Annotated in this window: 21 protein-coding genes; 4 read left to right on the top strand and 17 right to left on the bottom strand. The window is 71.2% G+C overall.

From position 1 onward, the window contains the following. Positions 1-111 precede the first annotated feature (111 nt). The 7 genes from truB to rimP all read right to left on the bottom strand — a co-directional run bounded on the left by truB (position 112) and on the right by rimP (position 7,319). Positions 112-1,017 carry a tRNA pseudouridine(55) synthase TruB gene (gene truB, locus OIC96_RS13025; protein ID WP_330307671.1) on the bottom strand — a complete coding sequence of 302 codons (906 nt, stop codon included), beginning with the start codon at positions 1,015-1,017 and terminating at the stop codon, positions 112-114. Then, the gene (rbfA, locus tag OIC96_RS13030; RefSeq protein WP_330307670.1) at positions 1,014-1,469 is read right to left on the bottom strand and encodes a 30S ribosome-binding factor RbfA; all 456 of its coding nucleotides are present in this window, start codon (positions 1,467-1,469) and stop codon (positions 1,014-1,016) included. Before rbfA ends, truB begins: the two co-directional genes overlap by 4 nt. 33 nt (positions 1,470-1,502) lie before the next feature. Beyond that, positions 1,503-1,796 carry a DUF503 domain-containing protein gene (locus tag OIC96_RS13035; protein WP_330307669.1) on the bottom strand — a complete coding sequence of 98 codons (294 nt, stop codon included), beginning with the start codon at positions 1,794-1,796 and terminating at the stop codon, positions 1,503-1,505. Positions 1,797-2,126: 330 nt separating this feature from the next. Beyond that, positions 2,127-5,270, bottom strand: a complete 3,144-nt coding sequence (gene infB, locus OIC96_RS13040; RefSeq protein WP_330307668.1) for a translation initiation factor IF-2 — start codon at positions 5,268-5,270, stop codon at positions 2,127-2,129. Positions 5,271-5,418: 148 nt separating this feature from the next. Further along, positions 5,419-5,697 carry a YlxR family protein gene (locus OIC96_RS13045; protein ID WP_327432133.1) on the bottom strand — a complete coding sequence of 93 codons (279 nt, stop codon included), beginning with the start codon at positions 5,695-5,697 and terminating at the stop codon, positions 5,419-5,421. Positions 5,698-5,799: 102 nt separating this feature from the next. Continuing rightward, a complete protein-coding gene (gene nusA, locus OIC96_RS13050; RefSeq protein WP_327432132.1) occupies positions 5,800-6,810 on the bottom strand; it encodes a transcription termination factor NusA in 1,011 nt (336 codons plus the stop codon). Between the two features lie 2 nt (positions 6,811-6,812). Then, the gene (gene rimP / locus OIC96_RS13055) at positions 6,813-7,319 is read right to left on the bottom strand and encodes a ribosome maturation factor RimP (protein WP_330307667.1); all 507 of its coding nucleotides are present in this window, start codon (positions 7,317-7,319) and stop codon (positions 6,813-6,815) included. A gap of 403 nt (positions 7,320-7,722) precedes the next feature. On the opposite strand from rimP, the gene OIC96_RS13060 reads away from it, so the two are divergent. The 3 genes from OIC96_RS13060 (at position 7,723) to OIC96_RS13070 (ending at position 9,776) form a co-directional block, all read left to right on the top strand. Then, positions 7,723-8,313 carry a hypothetical protein gene (locus OIC96_RS13060; RefSeq protein ID WP_330307666.1) on the top strand — a complete coding sequence of 197 codons (591 nt, stop codon included), beginning with the start codon at positions 7,723-7,725 and terminating at the stop codon, positions 8,311-8,313. A gap of 92 nt (positions 8,314-8,405) precedes the next feature. Continuing rightward, positions 8,406-8,837, top strand: a complete 432-nt coding sequence (locus OIC96_RS13065) for a ferritin-like domain-containing protein (protein WP_330310307.1) — start codon at positions 8,406-8,408, stop codon at positions 8,835-8,837. A gap of 27 nt (positions 8,838-8,864) precedes the next feature. After that, positions 8,865-9,776 carry an aminoglycoside phosphotransferase family protein gene (locus OIC96_RS13070; protein ID WP_330307665.1) on the top strand — a complete coding sequence of 304 codons (912 nt, stop codon included), beginning with the start codon at positions 8,865-8,867 and terminating at the stop codon, positions 9,774-9,776. Positions 9,777-9,791: 15 nt separating this feature from the next. Here the strand turns inward: OIC96_RS13070 and OIC96_RS13075 are convergent, their stop codons facing one another. From OIC96_RS13075 to OIC96_RS13090, 4 genes are read right to left on the bottom strand one after another with little or no spacing between them, the layout of a single operon-like run. Beyond that, positions 9,792-10,031 (bottom strand): ferredoxin, encoded by a 240-nt coding sequence (locus tag OIC96_RS13075; protein ID WP_330307664.1) that lies wholly within the window; start codon positions 10,029-10,031, stop codon positions 9,792-9,794. 1 nt (position 10,032) lies between these two features. Next, positions 10,033-11,250, bottom strand: a complete 1,218-nt coding sequence (locus OIC96_RS13080) for an NADH-ubiquinone oxidoreductase-F iron-sulfur binding region domain-containing protein (RefSeq protein ID WP_330307663.1) — start codon at positions 11,248-11,250, stop codon at positions 10,033-10,035. After that, positions 11,247-11,831, bottom strand: coding sequence for a ferric reductase-like transmembrane domain-containing protein (locus OIC96_RS13085; RefSeq protein WP_330307662.1), 585 nt, complete (start codon positions 11,829-11,831; stop codon positions 11,247-11,249). Before OIC96_RS13085 ends, OIC96_RS13080 begins: the two co-directional genes overlap by 4 nt. Then, a complete protein-coding gene (locus OIC96_RS13090; protein ID WP_330307661.1) occupies positions 11,828-13,054 on the bottom strand; it encodes an FAD:protein FMN transferase in 1,227 nt (408 codons plus the stop codon). The genes OIC96_RS13085 and OIC96_RS13090 overlap by 4 nt, the downstream gene beginning before the upstream one ends. Positions 13,055-13,069: 15 nt before the next feature. On the opposite strand from OIC96_RS13090, the gene OIC96_RS13095 reads away from it, so the two are divergent. Then, entirely contained in the window at positions 13,070-13,516 is a 447-nt protein-coding gene (locus OIC96_RS13095; RefSeq protein ID WP_330307660.1) for a hypothetical protein, read from the top strand. Positions 13,517-13,598: 82 nt separating this feature from the next. On the opposite strand, the gene OIC96_RS13100 is transcribed toward OIC96_RS13095, so the two are convergent. From OIC96_RS13100 to dxr, 6 genes are all read right to left on the bottom strand, one after another. Further along, positions 13,599-15,296 (bottom strand): proline--tRNA ligase, encoded by a 1,698-nt coding sequence (locus tag OIC96_RS13100; protein WP_330307659.1) that lies wholly within the window; start codon positions 15,294-15,296, stop codon positions 13,599-13,601. 71 nt (positions 15,297-15,367) lie between these two features. Further along, on the bottom strand, positions 15,368-15,937 hold the full coding sequence (locus OIC96_RS13105) for a GNAT family N-acetyltransferase (protein ID WP_330307658.1): 570 nt from the start codon (positions 15,935-15,937) through the stop codon (positions 15,368-15,370). Between the two features lie 119 nt (positions 15,938-16,056). Next, a complete protein-coding gene (locus OIC96_RS13110) occupies positions 16,057-16,905 on the bottom strand; it encodes a GNAT family N-acetyltransferase (RefSeq protein ID WP_330307657.1) in 849 nt (282 codons plus the stop codon). A 325-nt stretch (positions 16,906-17,230) separates the two neighbouring features. Further along, the gene (gene ispG / locus OIC96_RS13115; protein ID WP_330307656.1) at positions 17,231-18,388 is read right to left on the bottom strand and encodes a flavodoxin-dependent (E)-4-hydroxy-3-methylbut-2-enyl-diphosphate synthase; all 1,158 of its coding nucleotides are present in this window, start codon (positions 18,386-18,388) and stop codon (positions 17,231-17,233) included. A gap of 162 nt (positions 18,389-18,550) precedes the next feature. Then, positions 18,551-19,855: a M50 family metallopeptidase gene (locus tag OIC96_RS13120; RefSeq protein ID WP_330307655.1), complete on the bottom strand. Its 1,305-nt coding sequence runs from the start codon at positions 19,853-19,855 to the stop codon at positions 18,551-18,553. Beyond that, positions 19,852-21,108, bottom strand: a complete 1,257-nt coding sequence (gene dxr / locus OIC96_RS13125; RefSeq protein WP_330307654.1) for a 1-deoxy-D-xylulose-5-phosphate reductoisomerase — start codon at positions 21,106-21,108, stop codon at positions 19,852-19,854. Before dxr ends, OIC96_RS13120 begins: the two co-directional genes overlap by 4 nt. Between the last annotated feature and the right edge of the window lie 8 nt (positions 21,109-21,116).

The raw sequence follows: 21,116 nt of genomic DNA on the forward strand, positions 1-21,116 counted from the left end.
AGCGGCGGGCACGAAACCCCGTGATCGCCGCTCCACGGGCGGGGCCCCGCAGGACCACCGCACCGCCGTACGCGAGAGACGCGGCGGGAGGACGGAGAACGCCGAAGAACGTCAGCCGAACACGGCCAGGCTCTTCGCTTTCCCCTTCTGCTCCTCCACCAGCGCCAGGAACAATCCCTCGGGGTCGAACACGGCCACGGCGCCCTTGCCCGCGTACACGTCGGGCATCTCCAGGCGTACGCCGTTGAGCAGCAGCCGCGCCCGCTTGGCGTCCACGTCCCAGCGCGGGAACGCGGCCGCGGCGGCCTCCGCGATCGGCATCACGGTCAGCTCCTCCTGGAGCTGGTCGAGGGTGCGCGCGGAGTCGAGCTTGTAGGGGCCGACGCGGGTGCGGCGCAGGGCGGTGAGATGACCGCCGACGCCCAGGTCCGCGCCCAGGTCCCGGGCGAGCGCCCGGATGTAGGTGCCGGAGGAACAGACGACGGAGACGACCAGGTCGAGCACCGGCGTGCCGTCCTCGGCGACGGCGTCACGGATGTCGTACACCGCGAACGACGAGACGGTCACCGGGCGGGCCGGGATCTCGAACTCCTCGCCCTCGCGCGCCCGCTTGTACGAGCGCACGCCGTCGATCTTGATGGCGCTGACCTTGGACGGCACCTGCATGATGCGGCCGGTCAGCTTGGCGATCCCGGCGTCGACGGCGTCCCGCTTGACGCCCGAGGCGTCGGTGGACGAGGTGATGTCACCCTCGGCGTCGTCCGTCAGGGTGTTCTGCCCCAGCCGGATGGTCCCCAGGTACTCCTTCTCGGTGAGCGCGAGGTGCCCGAGGAGCTTGGTCGCCTTCTCGACGCCGAGGACGAGCACGCCCGTCGCCATGGGGTCGAGGGTGCCGGCGTGTCCGACGCGGCGGGTCCTGGCGATCCCGCGCATCTTGGCGACCACGTCGTGCGAAGTGAAGCCCGACGGCTTGTCGACAATGACAAGCCCGTCGGGCGTCTGGTGCTTCTGGGTCATTCTGCGGCGTCGCCGTCCGTCTCGTCGTCGTCTTCCGGCTTCTTGTACGGGTCCGCGTCACCCGCGAAGGAAGCGCCGGCCGAGACCTCGCGCACCTTCGCGTCCGAGGCCCGCGCCTTGTCGAGCAGGTCCTCGATGGTCTTGGCGGTGTCCGGCAGGGCGTCCGCGACGAAGGTCAGCGTCGGCGTGAACTTCACGCCCGCCGCCGCGCCGACCGCCGAGCGGAGCACGCCCTTGGCGCTCTCCAGGCCCGCGGCGGCCGCCGCGCGCTCCTCGTCGTCCCCGTACACCGTGTAGAAGACGGTCGCCTCCCGGAGGTCCCCGGTGACCCGGGTGTCCGTGATGGTGACGTGTGTGCCGAGCCGCGGGTCCTTGATCCCGCGCTGCAGCTTCTGGGCCACCACCTCTCGGATGAGGTCCGCCAGCCTCTTCGCCCGCGCGTTGTCGGCCACTGGTCCGTCTCCTTCTTCGCCTTGCTTGTTTCGTCAGTCTTCGTCTTTGTGGAGCCTGCGCCGTACCGACAGCAGCTCCACCTCCGGTCGCGCCGCTACGAACCGTTCGCACCGGTCCAGTACGTCGGTGAGGTGCTCGGTGTCTCCGGAGACCACCGCGAGGCCGATCTCGGCCCTGCGGTGAAGGTCCTGGTTGCCCGTCTCCGCCACGCTCACCGGGTACTTCCGCTGGAGTTCAGCGACGATCGGCCGGACGAGAGAGCGCTTCTCCTTGAGCGAGTGAACGTCGCCGAGGAGCAGATCGAAGGACAGTGTCCCCACATACATGTGTAACCGGATGTCCCGCCGGTACGGGATAGATGGCCTGCCAATGCACTTGGCAGGGACATCAGAACCGTACAACGAACCTCCGGCTCGCTCGACGGGGTTTTCGCCCCCGCCGCCCTACCCGTCCCATCCCCAGGGGCTCCGCCCCTTCGACCCCGTTCGGTTGTTTTTCGGCTGCGGGCCGGTGGGGGCCGTTCGCGCAGTTCCCCGCGCCCCTTTTAGGGGCGCGGGGAACTGCGCAATCTTTTGGGGGTCTGGGGGCGCAGCCCCCAGAGACGGCAAGCTGGCCGGCGGTGAGAACTCCACCGCCGGCCAGCTCAAACAACCGCCTTACGACCGCGGCTTCTCGCGCATCTCGTACGTCGCGATGACGTCGTCGACCTTGATGTCGTTGAAGTTTCCGAGGTTGATACCACCCTCGAAGCCTTCGCGGATCTCGGTGACGTCGTCCTTGAAGCGACGCAGACCGGAGATGGTGAGGCTCTCCGCGATGACCTTGCCGTCGCGGACGAGTCGAGCCTTCGTGTTGCGCTTGACCTCGCCCGAGCGGACCAGGACACCGGCGATGTTGCCCAGCTTGGACGACTTGAAGACCTCGCGGATCTCCGCCGTGCCGAGCTCGACCTCCTCGTACTCCGGCTTGAGCATGCCCTTGAGGGCCGCCTCGATCTCCTCGATGGCCTGGTAGATCACCGAGTAGTACCGGACATCGACGCCTTCGCGCTCCGCCATCTGGGCCGCGCGGCCCGCAGCGCGGACGTTGAAGCCGATGACGATCGCGTCGGAGCCGGTCGCCAGGTCGATGTCCGACTCGGTGACCGCACCCACGCCGCGGTGCAGGACGCGGATGTCGACCTCTTCGCCGACGTCGAGCTGGAGCAGCGAGGACTCGAGAGCCTCCACCGAACCGGACGCGTCGCCCTTGATGATGAGGTTGAGTTCCTGCACCAGACCGGCCTTGAGGGCCTCGTCCAGGTTCTCCAGGGAGAACCGGACACCCCGGCGGGCGAAGTTGGCGTTGCGCTCACGCGCCGCGCGCTTCTCGGCGATCTGACGCGCCGTGCGGTCCTCGTCGACAACCAGGAAGTTGTCGCCGGCGCCCGGGACGTTGGTGAGACCCAGGACCAGGACGGGGGTCGACGGACCCGCTTCCTCGACGTTGTTGCCGTTGTCGTCGAGCATCGCCCGGACACGGCCGTACGCGTCGCCGACAACCATCGTGTCGCCGATGCGCAGCGTGCCGCGCTGGACCAGGACCGTCGAGACGGCACCGCGGCCACGGTCGAGGTGGGACTCGATCGCAATACCCTGCGCGTCCTGCTCCGGGTTGGCCCGCAGGTCGAGCGAGGCATCCGCGGTGAGGACCACGGCCTCCAGCAGGGAGTCGATGTGCAGACCCTGCTTGGCGGAGATGTCGACGAACATCGTGTCGCCGCCGTACTCCTCGGCCACCAGACCGAACTCGGTCAGCTGACCGCGCACCTTGACCGGGTCCGCGCCCTCGACGTCGATCTTGTTGACCGCGACCACGATCGGCACACCGGCCGCCTTGGCGTGGTTCAGCGCCTCGATCGTCTGGGGCATCACACCGTCGTTGGCCGCCACCACGAGGATCGCGATGTCGGTCGACTTCGCACCACGGGCACGCATGGCGGTGAACGCCTCGTGACCCGGGGTGTCGATGAAGGTGATCTTGCGCTCTTCGTCGTTGACCTGAGTCGCGACCTGGTACGCACCGATGTGCTGCGTGATACCGCCGGCCTCGCCCGCGACGACGTTCGTCTTGCGGATGGTGTCGAGGAGGCGGGTCTTACCGTGGTCGACGTGACCCATGACGGTCACGACCGGCGGACGCGCGACGAGGAACTCCTCGCCACCCTCGTCCTCGCCGAACTCGATGTCGAAGGACTCGAGCAGCTCGCGGTCCTCCTCCTCGGGGCTGACGATCTCGAGGACGAAGTTCATCTCGTCCGCGAGGAGCTTCAGCGTCTCGTCGGAGACGGACTGCGTGGCAGTGACCATCTCGCCGAGGTTCATCATCACGCCGACGAGCGACGCCGGGTTGGCGCCGATCTTCTCCGCGAAGTCGGTGAGGGACGCACCGCGCGACAGGCGGACGGACTGTCCGTTGCCGCGAGGCAGCATCACGCCGCCGACCGACGGGGCCTGCATGGCCTCGTACTCCTGGCGCCTCTGCCGCTTCGACTTGCGACCACGACGCGCGGGACCGCCGGGACGGCCGAAGGCGCCCTGCGTGCCACCGCGGCCACCCGGACCACCGGGACGACCACCGAAGCCGGGACGGCCACCGCCGCCACCGCCCGGACCACCGGGACGACCGGCGAAACCGCCACCGCCGCCACCGGGACCGGCCGGACGACCGGCGAAGCCGCCACCGCCGCCACCGGGACGACCGGCGAAGCCGCCGCCACCGGGACGACCGCCGCCGCCACCACCGGGACCACCGGGACGACCGCCGCCGCCACCGGGACCGCGGCCACCAGGGCCACCGCCGGGACGCGGGCTGCCCGCAGCGGGACGCTGCGGCATCATGCCGGGGTTCGGACGGTTACCGCCGGGGCCGGGGGCCCCACCGGGACGCGGAGCCTGCGGACGAGGCATGCCGCCGGGGGTCGGACGGGCACCGCCCGGACCGCCCTGCGGACGCGGAGCGCCGCCGGGACCGCCCTGGGGACGGGGAGCACGGTCACCACGGTCCTGACCCGCGCCCTGCGGACGCGGACCGCCGGGGGCACCGGCGCCACCGGGACGCGGGGCACCGCCCGGACGGGGCGCCTGCGGGCGCGCCATGCCGGTGGAGCCACCAGAGGTGAACGGGTTGTTGCCCGGACGCGGGCCGGCCGGACGAGCGCCGGGACGCGGAGCCTGGCCGCCGGGACGCGGAGCGCCCTGACGGTCGCCGCCGCGCTCGGGACGGTCACCACGGCCCTGGCCACCCTGGCCGGGACCGGCCGGACGGGCACCGGGACGCGGAGCCTGGCCGCCGGGACGCGGAGCGGAGCCCGGACGGGGACCCGCGGCCGGAGCCGCAGGAGCCGACGGGGGCGCCGTGAACTCGGCCGCGACCGGAGCCGGAGCCGCCGGAGCGGGCTTCGGGGCGGGCTTGGGACCCGGACGCGGGCCCGGAGCGGCCGGAGTCACCGGGGTGACCGGAGCCGCCGCGGCGGGCGCCTCGGCCACGGCCGGCTTCGGGGCCGGCGGGCGCGGGGCAGCCGGACGGGCCGCCTGCGCCGGAGAGGGGGCGCCCGGCTTGGCCGGGGCGGCCTTGCGCGCGGGGGCGGGCTTGCCGCCGCTGCCCTGCTGGAGGGCGTCAGTCAGCTTGCGTACAACGGGCGCCTCGATCGTCGAGGACGCCGAACGGACGAATTCACCGAGTTCTTGGAGCTTGGCCATGACGACCTTGCTCTCAACCCCGAACTCCTTGGCGAGTTCGTATACCCGGACCTTAGCCACTTCGCTCCTTTTAGGTCCGGGATGCGTCCGGACCGTCGCTACTTCATGGGCGTACTCATCGCGTGCTCATCGAGTGCTCATCGCAATCTCGACCTACTTCCAACTCGCGGGGGTACCAGGGCCGCACGGAGGTTCCGTACGACGCTTCTTACGGTGTTGCCTGCTCGACGTAGAGGCGCAACGCCGCTGTGTCGAGCGCTCCCGGGGCACGCAGCGCCCTTGGGATCGCCCGGCGGCGGACCGCCAGGTCGAGACAGACCAGGGCGGGGTGCACGTAGGCACCCCGGCCGGGCAGCGTACCGCGATGATCGGGGACACATTCACCCTCGACCGCCACGATGCGCAGCAGATCCTTCTTGGCCGCTCGCTCCCGGCACCCCACACAGGTGCGCTCAGGGCATGCGCGGGCTCGCGTCCGGCCAGACACTCTTTAGTCTACCTCCCCGTACCGACCTCACCCCTTTGGGGCAAGAATCGAACGGTTGTTGTCGTGATCTAAGCCACCTGCGGCTCAGATCTATTCCCGCTGCTATTCCCCGGACCGCCGCGAGGTCTCCTCGGACGGCTGTTCGGTGTCCGGACGGATGTCGATCCGCCAGCCCGTGAGGCGGGCGGCGAGGCGGGCGTTCTGCCCTTCCTTGCCGATCGCCAGCGACAGCTGGTAGTCGGGGACCGTCACCCGCGCGGAGCGGGCCGCGAGGTCGACGACCTCGACCTTGGAGACACGTGCCGGGGAGAGCGCGTTCGCGACCATCTCGGCCGGGTCGTCCGACCAGTCGACGATGTCGATCTTCTCGCCGTTCAGCTCGGCCATGACCTGGCGCACGCGCCCGCCCATGGGACCGATGCAGGCGCCCTTGGCGTTCAGGCCGCTGCGGGTCGACCGGACGGCGATCTTCGTACGGTGGCCGGCCTCGCGCGCGATGGCGGCGATCTCGACGGAACCGTCGGCGATCTCCGGCACCTCGAGCGCGAAGAGCTTCTTCACCAGATTGGGGTGTGTACGGGAGAGGGTCACGGACGGACCGCGGACACCCTTGGCCACCCGAACGACGTACGAGCGCAGCCGGAGACCGTGCTCGTAGTTCTCACCCGGGACCTGCTCCTGCACCGGCAGGATGGCCTCCAGCTTGCCGATGTCGACCAGCACGTTCTTGGGGTCGCGCCCCTGCTGGACCACACCGGTGACGATGTCGCCCTCACGTCCGGCGTACTCACCGAGCGTCGCGTCGTCCTCAGCGTCGCGCAGACGCTGCAGGATGACCTGCTTGGCGGTGGTGGCGGCGATCCGGCCGAAGTCCGACGGGGTGTCGTCGAACTCGCGTGCCTCCTGCCCCTCCTCCAGCTCCTGGGGGTCCTCCTTCGCCCACACGGTCACATGACCGGTCTCCCGGTCGAGCTTCACGCGCGCGTGGCGGCGGCTTCCCTCGGTGCGGTGGTAGGCGATGAGGAGGGCCGACTCGATCGCCTCGACCAGCAGGTCGAAGGAGATCTCCTTCTCCCGCACCAAGCCCCGCAGGGCACTCATGTCGATGTCCACGGCTACGCCTCCTCTGCGTTCTCTTCGTTCTTGTTCTTGCGGCTGAACTCGACCTGGACGCGCGCCTTGGCGATGTCCGCGAAGGCGAGTCGCTTGGCGGTGGGCTTGCGCCCCTTCACGCCCGGCACCTCGACGTCGATGCCGTCGTCCTCGACCGTCAGGATGCGTGCGACCAGTTCGCCGTCGTCCTCCAGCTGGAACTTCACCAGCCGGTCCGTGGCGCGTACGTAGTGACGGTGCTCCTTGAGCTCGCGCTCGGCACCGGGGGTTCCGACCTCGAGGGTGTACTCACCCGCGCCCATCGCGTCCGTCTCGTCGAGCTTCGCCGAGAGCGCGCGGCTCACATCGGCGATCGCGTCCAGGTCGGCACCCTCGTCCGAGTCGACGACGACGCGCAGCACGCGCTTGCGCCCGACCGAGTCCACCTCGATCTCCTCGAGATCGAGTCCCTGAGAGCTGACGAGCGGTTCCAGCAGTTCTCGCAGCCTCTCGCTCTGGGTGGTGCTCATCCGGGTGACTCCTCGGCCGCGTGTGCTGTTGTGGGTAGGTCGTGTGTCAGGTCAAAGGGTATCCGGTCGCGGGGGGTGTTGCCGTCCACCGTGACGGGGTGCGGGTGCGGCGGGTCCCTGGGGGCTCCGCCCCCAGACCCCAAAAGATTGCGCAGTTCCCCGCGCCCCCAAAAGGGGCGCGGGGAACTGCGCGATCTTTTGCACCAGCCCTCCCCCACCCGCACCCGACACACCACCCAACGGGGTCTGGGGCGGAGCCCCAGAAGGATGGGACGGGTAGGGGCGGCGGGGGCGAAACCCATGTCCCGGGAGAGGCGCTGGCGAGTGATCGGGTGGGGCGCGGGTACCGTGATCACGGGCGTATCGCCCTCCCTTTCGTACGAGCCCTCCGAGGACGTCTGCCGTGCCGTTCACCCTGCCGTCGCGCACCCCCCCGGGCCCGCGCCGAAGGAGCCTGCTCGCATCGGCCGCGGGCACCCTCGTCCTCGCGGGCTGCTCCACTCCCGAGCAGTCCACCGACACCACGGCCGGCAGCCCCTCGGCCGCGGACCGGGCACGGGCCCGCGCGGCACGCGACAGCGAGACCCTGGCCGGGCGCTACACCGCCGTGATCGCCGTGCACCCGGCACTGGCGGAGCGGCTGGGCCCCCTGCACGCGGAGGTCGTACGGCACGCACAGGCGTTCGGGGGTACGGGGAGCAGCCCGTCGGCGTCCCCTTCGGTGACCGCCTCGCCCCCCGCGTCGCCCTCCGCATCTCCCTCCCCTTCGGATTCGGCGTCCGCGTCGGCCGCGTCGGCGCACCCGAGCGCCTCCCCCTCCGTACCGGTTCGTGAGAAGGACGCCCTCAGCGACCTCGCCTCCGCCGAGCGCACCCTTTCGGACGAGCGCACCAAGGCCTTGCTGGAGGTCCCGGGAGAGCTGGCCAGGCTGCTGGCCAGCGTTGCGGCGGCCGGGGCCGCACACGCGTTTTTGCTGACGGAGGGGGCCAAGTGAGCGGTACCAGGGAAACCAAGGGCGCCGGGGGCACCCGGAGCACCGAGCAGGCCCAGAAGGCCGCCGCGGCCAGGGAAGCCGAGCTCAAGGCCCTGCAGGCCGCGCTGGGTGCCGAGCACGCCGTCGTCTACGGGTACGGCGTCGTCGGCGGCAAGATCGGCGCGGGCAGGCGGGACGAGGCGCGGGCGGCGTACGACGCCCACCGGGCGCGCCGGGACGAGCTGGTGCGCGCCGTGCGGGACCTGGACGGCAAGCCCGAGGCCGCGGCGGCGGCGTACGCGTTGCCGTTCGCCGTGAAGGACTCCGGCACGGCCGTACGGTTCGCGGCAGAGCTGGAGGAACGTGTGGCCGATGTGTACTCCGACCTCGTACGCGCCTCCACGGGCGACCAGCGGCGCACGGCCGCCGAGGCGCTGCGGGAGGCGGCGGTGCGGGCGGTGCGCTGGCGCGGCGAGAGCGTAGCCTTCCCTGGGCTCGCCGAACGGGCGGCCACCCCCTCCGCGTCGGCACCCTCGCAGACGTAACGCGACCTGGAAGGAAACAACTCGCGCATGGCTTTCGAACCGCCGCAGCGCCTCGTGCGGGCGCTCGGCGAGACGCAGCACAACGGAGGCGGCGGAGCCGGTGACTGGCTGGACAAGCTGCCCGAGCTGGCCCAAAAGGCCGTGGATCTACGCGAGTTGACCGTGGAGCGGGTGCAGGCGCCCGGCGGGCGCAGCAGCCTGGTCGTGCTGGTACGGCTGATCGACGGGACGCCCGCCGTGCTGAAGCTGGCGCCCGAGCGGGCCCGTCCGGAGAGCGAGCGGGCCGCGCTCGCCCACTGGGACGGACGGGGCGCGGTCCGGCTCCTCAATCCCGGCGACACCCACGGCGTACTGCTGCTGGAGCGGCTGCACCCGGACATGTCCGTGCGGTCGCTGCCCGAGGCGAAGGCGCTGCTGGAGGCGGCGGGCACGCTGCGGCGGCTGTGGGTCGAGCCACCCGCCGCCCATGTGTTCGAGACCGTCGCCGAGCGGACCGGCCGGCAGGCCGAGGCGATGCGGGCGAGCGCCGGTGCCGACGCCGAGGTCGGCTCCCTGGTGGAGGCGGCGCTCGCGGCCCGCGACGCGCTGCTCGCCGATCCGCCCGAGGAGCGGCTGCTGCACGGCACCTTCCGGCAGAGCAAGGTGCTCGCCGCCGAGCGGATGCCCTGGCTGGCCGTGGGCCCCGATCCGGTGGTCGGTGAGTGTGCCTTCGACCTGGCCCGGCTGGTCCGCGACCGGGTGGAGGATCTGATCGCCTCGCCCTCGGGTTCGTCGATCACCCGGCGGCGGGTGAAGCGGCTCGCCGAGTCCCTGGAGGTGGACCAGGAGCGGCTGCGGGGCTGGACCCTGTTCCGGGCGGTCGAGTCCGGGGTCCGGGCGCGCCGGGTCGGACGTCCGCAGGACGCGGAGCTGCTGCTGGAGTTCGCGGGCTGGCTCTGACGCCCCCTAACTGGCTCAACTCCCCTGCGTCGTCGTGAGCTTGAGGGCCAGCACCGGGCAGTCGGCCGCTGCTCTGCGGGCGCGCTTCAGGGCCGTACGAGGGACAGGGCCGCGGTCGAACACGGGGTAGCCCCACTCGTCGAGCGCGATGTGCTCGGGGAGGAGTTCGGCGCACAGGCCGTGGCCCTGGCAGGCGGTCCAGTCGATGTCGAGCCGCGGATCGGCGGCGGTGGCGGTGACGGTGGCGGCTTTCATGTCAGCTCCGGCTTCCGGGGACGGGCAGCAGCGGGGTGCGGTCGGTCGCCGTGCAGTGACCGCAGGCATGGGCGTCCAGTTCGGCGGCGAACGTCGTGAGTGCGCTGCGGACCAGGCGGACCGTGCCGTCGGGGTGGTGGCAGGCGCCGCGGCCCTCCACGAGTCCGGCCCAGCGGGAGACGTCCTCGCGGGCGGTGCCGTGCGGTCCCGGGGACGCCAGGGTCTGGAAGGCGGCGGCGATCCGGGGCAGGCCGTTGAGGCAGGGGCCGCACTGGCCCGCCGATTCGAGGGCCAGATAGCGCAGGACGCGGGCGGTTTCGGCGAGGCCGCAGCGGTCGGCGGGCAGGGCCGCCAGGACGCCCGCGCCGAGATCGGCCATGCTGAGCGGGCGGGTCGCGGCCTCGGCGGCCGGGATCCACGTGCCGTGGTAGCCGCCGATCAGGACCGCGCCGATGCCGTCCAGCGGCAGCAGCCGGTGCAGGGGCATTCCGAAGGGCGCCTCCACGACCCGTACCTCGCGGCCCGGCACATGCACCGTGCACAGTGCGCTGCCCGGTTCGGCCGGCGTGCCCGCGGAGCGGAACCAGTCGGCGCCGTAGCGGGCTATGAGAGCGAAGTGGGCGAGCGTCTCCACGTTCTGGACGAGGGTCGGCGCCCGGTGCACGCCCTGTTCGCGCACCGGGGGGCGCTGGTGCCGGGGCAGCGCGGCGTGCCCGGAGATGTACTGGGTGAGGGCCGAGGACTGGCCGGAGAGGAAGCGCTTCGGGACGCGTACCGTGCGCACCGGCAGGGGGTCCCGGCGCTCGGTGAGGGCCGTTTCGAGCGGCGTCGCGCCGTCCTCGACCGCGAGGTACGCCTCCCCCGCGCCGACCGCCTCGGCCGCCAGCTGGAGCCCGTCCAGGACGAGATGGGGAGACAGCCGCAGCAGCGTCCTGTCCTTCGCGCTGGCGGGCTCGCCCTCCGCGCCGTTCGCCACGACGACCGGGGCGCGGCCCGTGCGGCGACCGGTCTCCGCGACCGCGACCAGCTTGCGGTACGTGGGGAACGCGGCGCCGCCGCGGCCGGTGAGCCCGGATTCGGCGAGCGTGCGCAGCAGGTGGGCCGGGTTGCCGTGGGACAGGGGGCCGTAGCGCTGCTGGTGGGTGGTGAAGCCGGCCGGGGTGCCGCCGGGGGCGAGCAGCCTCGGCGGCATGTAGATGTCCGTGAAGGTCATGGTCATGAGCGGGCTCCCTCGGCGGTACGAAGCAGTGCGGACGGGGTTCGCCGGGAGGCGCGGGCCGCCTGGGTGACGCGGATGCCGGACGCCGTGAGGACGGCGGCCACGCAGGAGACCGTCAGCCAGAGCATCCAGGTGGTGCCGGCGTCCGTGCCGATACCGATGCCGTGGATCAGCGCGATCGGCCAGGAGGCGTACGCCAGCCAGTGCACCGCTCGCCAGGTGCGGTGGCCCAGGCGGGCGCGGAGCAGGCTGGTGATCAGGACCGCGAGCAGCAGGTCCAGGGCGACGGTGCCGAGGCCCAGCCAGAGGGGCTGGTAGTCGGAGACGAAGGGGACGACGGCGTCGCGGGTGGTGATGTTGACGTAGCCGTCGGCGATCGCCGCGGTGATGTGGAGGGCGAGGAAGGTGGTGGCGGAGAGGGAGAGGGTGCGGTGGAGGGTCACTGTGCCGAAGCGGGGGAGGCCGGGGAGACGGCCGCGAAGTCTTACCGCTGTGCCGAGCAGGACGACGACCGTGAACAGGACGAGCGAGACCGCGCCGGTGGCTCTGTTGGCGTACCAGAGGATGGAGGAGTCCGTCATGCCGCGGCCCGTGCGGTTGTCGCGGTCGGCGCCTTCGGCGCTTGTTCGCCCCCGCCGCCCCTACCCGTCCCATCCCTGGGGGCTGCGCCCCCAGACCCCCCTTCGGCCTGAACGGCCTCGTCCTCGAACGCCGGACGGGCCGACGCGTACGGGGCGGGGCTGAGGGTGGAGGCAGGGTGGGCGGGAACACGGAGGGCGGGTGGGATGCGGCCCGCCGACTCGTCCTCGAACGCCGGACGGGCCGAAAATGCCCGCGTCGGCCGGGAAGTGGGCCAGCTGGGCTCGGGCTGGGGCCAGCCCGGGGTCGTGAGGACCGTTCCGTCTCGCGCCACCAGCCTTGCCGGCAGGCCCAGCCTGGTCAGCCAGCGTGTCGCGTTCTTGCCCTTGACCAGGGCCGCTGTGCTCGCCGCGTTGGCGTCGGCGCAGGTGGCCGCCGCGACCGAGACCGTACGCCACGGCGTCTCGGCGGGCAGGCCCGTGTACGGGTCGATGATGTGGTGGAGGTCGTGGGTGCCGCAGCGCCAGCGGCGGGCCGTGGTGCCGGAGGTCGCGAGGCCGCCGCTGCGGACGCCGATCGTGGCGTACGGGCCCGGTGCCGGGGTCTCGTCGACCGGGCCCGTGGCGTCCTGGACGCGGATGCGCCAGCCGCCCGCCGGTGGTTCGCCCGCGACGGCCGTGTCGCCGCCGAGGCTCACCAGGACTCCGCACCCCGCCGCCCGGGCGAGCATCGCGGCGGCCTTGTCGGCGGCCCACGCCTTGGCCGTGGCGCCCAGGTCGAGGCGGACCCCGGCCGGGACGGTGACCGTGCCGGTCGCGCGGTCCAGCCGTACCTGGCGCCAGCCGGGCACCGGGCGCACGGTGAGCCGTACGGGGCGGCCGTCCTCCTGGAGCAGCTGGAAGTCACGGTCGTAGCCGAGGGCGTTCATCGCCGAGCCGACGGTCGGGTCGACGGCGCCGTCCGTCGCCTCGGCGGCGCGCAGCGCGACGGCCAGTGCCTCGGCCAGCAGCGGGCTGACCGTGACCGGTCGCCCTTCGGAGCTGTCGAGGGCCGCCAGTTCGGAGTCCGGGCGGAAACGGCTGCACGTGGCGTCGACCTCGGCCAGCTGCCGGGCGAGCAGCAGGTTGCAGGAGTCCAGCAGCGCCGGGTCGGTGACGACCAGCCGGACGCTCGTGCCGAGGGCACGCCAGTCGGCGGCGGCCGTGGGACGGAAAGCCGCGCTCATCACGACGCCCCCGAAGTGGAGTCGGCCGAGCCGCTGCTGCCGGAGGAGGTCAGTCCGTCGGACGACGCCTGGAGCCCCGAGGAGGAGTTCGACGAGGAAGAGCCCTCTGGGCTCCCCGAGCTCCCCGAGCTCCCCGAGCTCCCCGAGGAGGACGAAGACGACGACGAGTCCGTGTCGCCGCTCGAACCAGAGCCCGTACTCGTGCTCGAACTCGAAGTCGACGAACCCGTGCTGCCGGACGCCGTCGTGTCGGCGTCCGAGGCCGCCTGCATCGAACCCACCAGCGCGAACACCCCGGCCGCCGCCGCCAGTGTCACCGCCGCTGCCGCGGCCGCCGTACGCCGTGCTCCTCTGCGGACCGCCGCGGCGGCCCCCCGCTCGCTGCCTGTCATGGCTGCTCCCCTCCCGAGTGACGCTCTGTCACGTCCTACGGTCGGGGAGCAGCCTGAGAGAAGTCTGTGAGGCACCCATACGCCTCGGAAGAAGTCTCTGAGAGACGTCTTTAATTGCAGACTTCAAGCACTTCGGTTACCGGAACCTACGACTACTGGGCCGTCAGGCGGGCGACCGCCTCGTCGACGGTCAGCTCCTCGCGCTCACCGGTGCGGCGGTCCTTGAGCTCCAGGACGCCCTCCACCGAACGGCGGCCGGCCACCAGGATCTGCGGTACGCCGATGAGCTCGGCGTCGGTGAACTTCACGCCCGGGGAGACGCCGGCACGGTCGTCGACCAGGACCCGGACGCCGGCCGCGGCCAGCTTGTCGGAGACGTCGAGGGCCAGTTCGGTCTGGAGGGCCTTGCCCGCGGCGACCACGTGGACGTCGGCGGGGGCGACCTCCTTGGTCCAGACCAGGCCCTGCTCGTCGGCGTGTTGCTCGGCGAGGGCGGCGACGGCGCGGGAGACGCCGATGCCGTAGGAGCCCATGGTCACGCGGACCGGCTTGCCCTGCTGGCCGAGGACGTCGAGGTTCAGGGCGTCGGCGTACTTGCGGCCGAGCTGGAAGATGTGGCCGATCTCGATGGCGCGGTCCAGCTTGAGGCCGGTGCCGCAGGAGGGGCAGGGGTCGCCTTCCTGGACGACCACGGCGTCGACGTACTCGTCGACCTCGAAGTCACGGCCCGCGACGACGTTCTTCGCGTGCAGGCCCTCCTTGTTGGCGCCGGTGATCCAGGCGGTGCCGGGGGCGATGCGCGGGTCGGCGAGGTAGCGGACCTTCTCCAGCCCCTGGGGGCCGACGTAGCCGCGGACCAGGTCGTCGCGGCCCACGAAGTCCGTGGCGGTGACGAGTTCGACGGTGGCCGGGGCGAAGTGCGCCTCGACCTTGCCCATGTCGACCTCGCGGTCGCCGGGGACGCCGATCGCGACGATCTCGCCGTCCACCTTGATGAGGAGGTTCTTGAGGGTCTCGGAGGCCTGCACGCCCAGGTGCGCGGCGAGCGTCTCGATGGTGGGGGTGTCGGGGGTCGGGATCTCTTCGAGGGCGGGCACACCGGCCGCGTCCACGGGCTGCAGCGGATACGTGATCGCCTCGGTGTTGGCGGCGTAGTCGCAGTTCGGGCAGTCGGCGAAGGTGTCCTCGCCGGCCGCGGCCGGGGCGAGGAACTCCTCGGACTTGGAGCCGCCCATGGCGCCGGCCGTGGCGGCGCAGATGCGGTAGTCCAGGCCGAGGCGCGCGAAGATCTTCTGGTACGCCTCGCGGTGCAGGGCGTACGACTTCGCCAGGCCCTCGTCCTCCAGGTCGAAGGAGTACGAGTCCTTCATCAGGAACTCGCGGCCGCGCAGGATGCCGGCGCGGGGGCGGGCCTCGTCGCGGTACTTGTTCTGGATCTGGTAGAGGATCACGGGCAGGTCCTTGTAGGACGTGCACTGGTCCTTGACCAGGAGGGTGAAGATCTCCTCGTGGGTCGGGCCGAGAAGGTAGTCGCCACCCTTGCGGTCGTTGAGGCGGAACAGCTCGGGGCCGTACTCCTCCCAGCGGCCGGTCGCCTCGTAGGGCTCCTTCGGCAGCAGCGCGGGGAGCGAGACCTCCTGGGCGCCCATGGCGTCCATCTCCTCGCGGACGATCCGCTCGACATTGGCCAGGACCTTCTTGCCGAGCGGCAGCCAGGACCACACGCCGGCGGCGGTGCGGCGCACATAGCCGGCGCGCACCAGCAGCTTGTGGCTGAGTACCTCGGCGTCCGCCGGGTCGTCGCGCAGTGTCTTGACCATCAACCGGGACATGCGCTGGACCTGGGCCATGATTCTTTACTCCTGCTGCTGAAGGGTGATGGCAGGAGGTTAGCCGGGCGGTACGGGACGGTGGAAATCGGTTAACGGTGGCGCAGGGGCAAAGGGGCGCCCATCACGGCGTACGGCTTGGGGGCGCTGGGGAACAGGACCTGTCGGGCCAGGTCCTCGTAGCCGAGGGAGTGGTAGAGGCCGCGGGCCGGGCTGTCCGTGTCGATCGCGGAGAGGATCGAGCGGGGTTCGGCGGCGCCGTCCGTGATGCCGGTGATCAGGGAGCGGCCGATGCCACGGTTCTGGTAGCGCGGGTGGACATGCAGTTCGGTGATCACGAAGGAGTTGTCGAGCCAGCCGTCGTGGCCCCGGCCGCGCAGATACGGCTCGACGACGGTGGACCACCAGTGCGTACGGTCGTTGGGCATGCCGTAGACGAACCCGACGAGCCGTCCGTCGGCCGTCGTCGCGCCGAGCGAGCGGGCGCCCGGGTAGGTGAGGTGACGCAGCACGATCTGCCGGCGTACGGCGATCTCTTCCGCCCCCAGCCCGAAGGCGATGGCCTGCACGGCGAGCGCCTCGTCGACGCGGGCGGTGAGATCCAGGGGGCCGATGAACACGTCGCCGGGGTTGCGGTGGCCCTGACCGGGGAAGCGCGGCATGCGGGGACTCTACAGGGAGGGTGGGGGTTGTCGTTCTGGTGCGGGTCCGTTGTGGCTGATCGCGCCCACGCGGCGGAGCCGCACAGGTCACAGCCTCGCGCCCATTACAGGGGCGCGGTTCAGAACAGGACGCTCATGAAGGCGCCGATCTCCTGGAAGCCGACCCTGCGATACGTCGACCTGGCCGCCGTGTTGAAGTCGTTGACGTAGAGGCTGACGACCGGGGCCACGTCGGCGAGGGCGTAGCGCAGTACGGCGGCCATGCCGGGGGCGGCCAGGCCTTGTCCCCGGTATTCGGGCGCGACCCAGACGCCCTGGATCTGGCAGGCCCGGGTGGTCGCGGCGCCGATCTCCGCCTTGAAGGCGACCTTGCCGTTCTGGTCGAGGCGGGCGAACGAGCGTCCGGAGCCGACGAGTTCGGCCACGCGTGCCTGGTAGAGCAGCCCGCCGTCACCGGCGAGCGGCGAGACGCCGACCTCCTCGGTGAACATGGCCACGCAGGCCGGCATGATCGTCTCCATCTCGTCCTTGCGGATGCGGCGGACGTACGGATCCGGGGCGATGTCGGCGGGCAGCCGGTCGGTGATCATCAGTGGCTGGTGGCCGCGGACCTCGCGGGCGGGGCCCCAGCTCGGTTCGAGCAGCCGCCAGAGCTGGGCGGTGGGCTCGGCGGGGCCGACGATCGAGGAGCAGCGGCGGCCGGCCCTTCTGGCCCGGTCGGCGAAGCCGCGCACGGCCCGCGGGGTGGCGCAGATCGGCACCAGGTTGGCGCCGGCGTAGCACAGGGACTGGAGCATGCCGTCCTCGTACCAGCCCCACATCTCGCCGCCGAGCCGCCATGGGTCGAGGCCCGCGATCTGCACCCGGGACGCGACGAACGCGTTCGCGACCGGCTCGCGGTCGAGGACGGCGAGCGCGGCGTCCAGGTCACTCGGTTCGAGGACCCTGGTGGTGGTCTGGGTCAACACGTGCGGGGGCCTCACCATACGGTCTGCTGATCTCCGCACTGTACCTGGCGAGATTGAGCCGCGCCGCCCGTTGTCCGGGGCGGTATTCGCCCCCGCCGCCCCTACCCGTCCCCTCCCGTTCCTGGGGGCTGCGCCCCCAGACCCCCCTAAAAGATTGCGCAGTTCCCCGCGCCCCTGAAATACGGGGGGCGGACGGGGGATCGCGGGGCGCAGCCCCGCTTTTAGGGGCGCGGGGAACTGCGCGACCAGCCCCCACCGGCCCGCAGCCGACACACAACCCCACGGGCTCTGGGGCGGAGCCAGTCGCGGCGAGGGCGAAAAACTCTCAGCCGGCCACCGACACCGACGGCTCGCCGGAGGCCACCCCCGCGGCTTCCATCTGCTCGGCGAGCTTCATCGCTTCCTCGATCAGCGTCTCGACGATCTTCGACTCGGGCACGGTCTTGATGACCTCGCCCTTGACGAAGATCTGCCCCTTGCCGTTGCCGGAGGCGACGCCGAGGTCGGCCTCACGCGCCTCGCCGGGACCGTTCACCACACAGCCCATGACGGCGACACGGAGCGGGACCTCCATGCCGTCGAGCCCGGCGGTGACCTCTTCGGCCAGCTTGTACACATCGACCTGGGCACGGCCGCACGACGGGCAGGAGACGATCTCCAGACGCCGCTGCTTGAGGTTCAGCGACTCCAGGATCTGCATGCCGACCTTGACCTCCTCGGCCGGAGGTGCCGACAGGGAGACGCGGATCGTGTCGCCGATGCCCTCGGAGAGCAGCGCGCCGAAGGCGACGGCCGACTTGATCGTGCCCTGGAAGGCGGGGCCCGCCTCCGTCACACCGAGGTGCAGCGGGTAGTCGCACGCGGCCGCCAGCTGACGGTACGCGTTGACCATGACCACCGGGTCGTTGTGCTTGACCGAGATCTTGATGTCCCGGAAGTCGTGCTCCTCGAAGAGGGAGGCTTCCCAGAGGGCGGACTCGACGAGCGCCTCGGGGGTCGCCTTGCCGTACTTCTGGAGCAGCCGCCGGTCGAGCGAGCCGGCGTTCACGCCGATCCGGATCGGGGTGCCGGTGTCCTTCGCGGCCCGCGCGATCTCCTTGACCTGGTCGTCGAACTGCTTGATGTTGCCGGGGTTGACCCGGACGGCGGCACAGCCGGCCTTGATCGCCGCGAAGACGTACTTCGGCTGGAAGTGGATGTCCGCGATGACGGGGATCTGGGACTTGCGGGCGATCGTCTCGAGCGCGTCCGCGTCGTCCTGCGTGGGGCACGCCACCCGCACGATCTGGCAGCCGGACGCGGTCAGCTCGGCGATCTGCTGGAGCGTGGCGCCGATGTCCGACGTACGCGTCGTCGTCATCGACTGCACCGACACCGGTGCGTCTCCACCCACGGCCACGGTTCCGACCTGGATCTGCCGGCTCTTCCGGCGCTCGGCCAGCTTGGTCGGAACGGACGGCATGCCGAGAGAAATCGCAGTCATCTGCTGTGCAACCCCAAGTTGTGGATCAAGGTCCCGGAATCGTGGGCTCCAGGCTTCGAGATTACGGCACGGGCGAACGCCCGAGCACATCACGCCTCTAAACCCACCCAATGGATGGCGGCCGGACACCCAGGGTGCCCGGCCGCCGCGAACAGTGCCTTGCTAGGAGATTTTCACCGGGTTAACCACGTCCGCGATGAGCACCAGAACCGTGAAGCAGACGAAGATTCCGGCCACCACGTACGCGACGGGCATCAGCTTCGCCACGTCGAAGGGGCCCGGGTCCGGCCGCTTCAGGACCTTCGCCATGTTGCGCCGCAGCGACTCCCACAGAGCGCCCGCGATGTGCCCGCCGTCGAGCGGGAGCAGCGGGAGCATGTTGAAGAGGAAGAGGGACAGGTTGAAGCCGGCCACCAGGAGCAGCATCATCGCGACCTGCTGGGAAGCGGGGATGTCCAGCGTGAAGACGTCACCGCCTATGCGGGCCGCGCCGACCACGCCCATCGGGGAGTCGGCCTTGCGCGGGGCGTCCCCGAAGGTCGCGTTCCACAGGTCGGGGACCTTGCCGGGCAGCGCGACCAACGACTCGACGCCGTTCTGCATCATGTCGCCCATGCGGTTCACGGACTGCGAGAAGGACTGCTCGACGATGCCGGTGGCGGGCGTGAAGCCGAACCAGCCGGCGAAGACGTAGTCACCTTCGACATAGCCGCCGTTGCCGTCGGTCTTGCTGACCTGGTTCTTGACCAGGTGGGCGGTCAGGTCGACCTGCTCGCCCTTGCGCATCACGGTGACGGTGACGGCCTTGCCGGGGTTGGCGCGGATGTCGGACTGGAGGGTCGACCAGTCGGTGACCTTCTCGCCGTTGAACGCGATGATCTTGTCGCCGTTCTTGAGGCCGGCGGCCTCGGCGGGTGCGACCGGGTCGCTCTTCTTGCACTTGTCGCGGTTCTCGCTGGCCTGGATGACGCAGGGCGACACCGCGCCGACCGTGGTGGTCTGCGTCTGGACGCCGAACGTCATCATCACGCCGAGGAAGATCGCGACGGCCAGGATGAGGTTCATGAAGGGGCCCGCGAACATCACGATCACGCGCTTCCACGGCTTGCGCGTGTAGAAGAGGCGGGACTCGTCGCCGGGCTTGAGCTCCTCGAACGCGGCCGATCTGGCGTCCTCGATCATGCCCCGGAAGGGGGAGGTCGAGCGGGCCTCGATACGGCCGTCCGGACCGGGCGGGAACATTCCGATCATGCGGATGTAGCCGCCGAGCGGGACCGCCTTCACCCCGTACTCGGTCTCACCCTTCTTGCGTGACCAGATGGTCGGGCCGAAGCCGACCATGTACTGCGGCACACGGATGCCGAAGAGCTTGGCCGTCGACAGATGTCCCAGCTCGTGCCACGCGATCGACACGAGCAGGCCGATCACGAAGACGACTATGCCGAGGATCATCATCAGGGTCGTCATGCACGAGCCTCCGCGGTTGTCGTCCGTACCGTCAGTTCACGGGCCCGGGCGCGCGCCCAGGTCTCCGCTTCGAGGACGTTCGCGACGGTCAGGGAAGTTCCCGTATCCGGTGTGCCGTGTTCCTCGACCACCCGTGTGACGGTCTCCATGATCCCGTTGAACGGCAGTGTGCCGTTCAGGAACGCGTCCACGCACTCCTCGTTTGCGGCATTGAACACCGCCGGGGCCGTACCCGCGAGCTGCCCGACATGCCGGGCGAGCCCGACCGACGGGAACGCGTCGTTGTCGAGCGGGAAGAACTCCCAGCTCGACGCCGTGGTCCAGTCGAACGCGGGGGCCGCGTCCGGGACGCGCTCGGGCCAGCCGAGCCCGATGGCGATCGGCCCGCCCATGTCGGGGGGCGTCGCCTGGGCGATCGTCGATCCGTCCGTGAATTCCACCATCGAGTGGACATACGACTGGGGATGCACGACCACCTCAATGCGGTCGAAGGGAATGTCGTAGAGGAGGTGCGCCTCGATGACTTCCAGTCCCTTGTTGACCAGGGTCGCGGAGTTGATCGTGATGACCGGGCCCATGGCCCAGGTGGGGTGCGCGAGGGCGTCGGTGGGGGTGACGTCCGCCAGCTCCGCCTTCGTACGACCGCGGAAGGGGCCGCCGGAGGCGGTCACGACCAGCTTGCGCACATCGGCGCGGGTGCCGGAGGCCAGCGCCTGGAACAGGGCGGCGTGCTCGGAGTCCACGGGGATGATCTGGCCGGGCTTGGCCAGCGCCTTCACCAGCGGGCCGCCGACGATGAGCGACTCCTTGTTGGCGAGCGCGAGGGTGCGGCCCGCCTCCAGGGCGGCGAGGGTCGGGGCGAGACCGATCGAGCCGGTGATGCCGTTGAGCACGGTGTGGCAGTCGGAGGCGGCGAGCTGGGTGGCGGCGTCCGCTCCGGCCAGTATCTCGGGAAGCGTCTCGCCGGGAGCGTACTGCGCCGCGAGGGCCTCGCGCAGCGCCGGTACGACGTCCTCGCGGGCGACGGCGACGGTCCGCACGCGCAGCCGGTGGGCCTGCTCGGCGAGGAGTCCGACCCTGCCGCCGGCGGCGGAGAGCGCGGTGACCCGGAACCGGTCGGGGTTGCGCAGCACGAGGTCGATGGCCTGGGTGCCGATCGAGCCGGTGGAGCCGAGGATCACGACATCCCGGACTCCGTCCACGGGGTCGAAGACAAGATGCGGATCAGCGAGGGGGGCTGGACTGTCGCTCATCCCTCCAT

It is taken from the genome of Streptomyces sp. NBC_00775, assembly GCF_036347135.1.
In the GTDB taxonomy this organism is placed as follows: Bacteria; Actinomycetota; Actinomycetes; order Streptomycetales; family Streptomycetaceae; genus Streptomyces; species Streptomyces lutosisoli.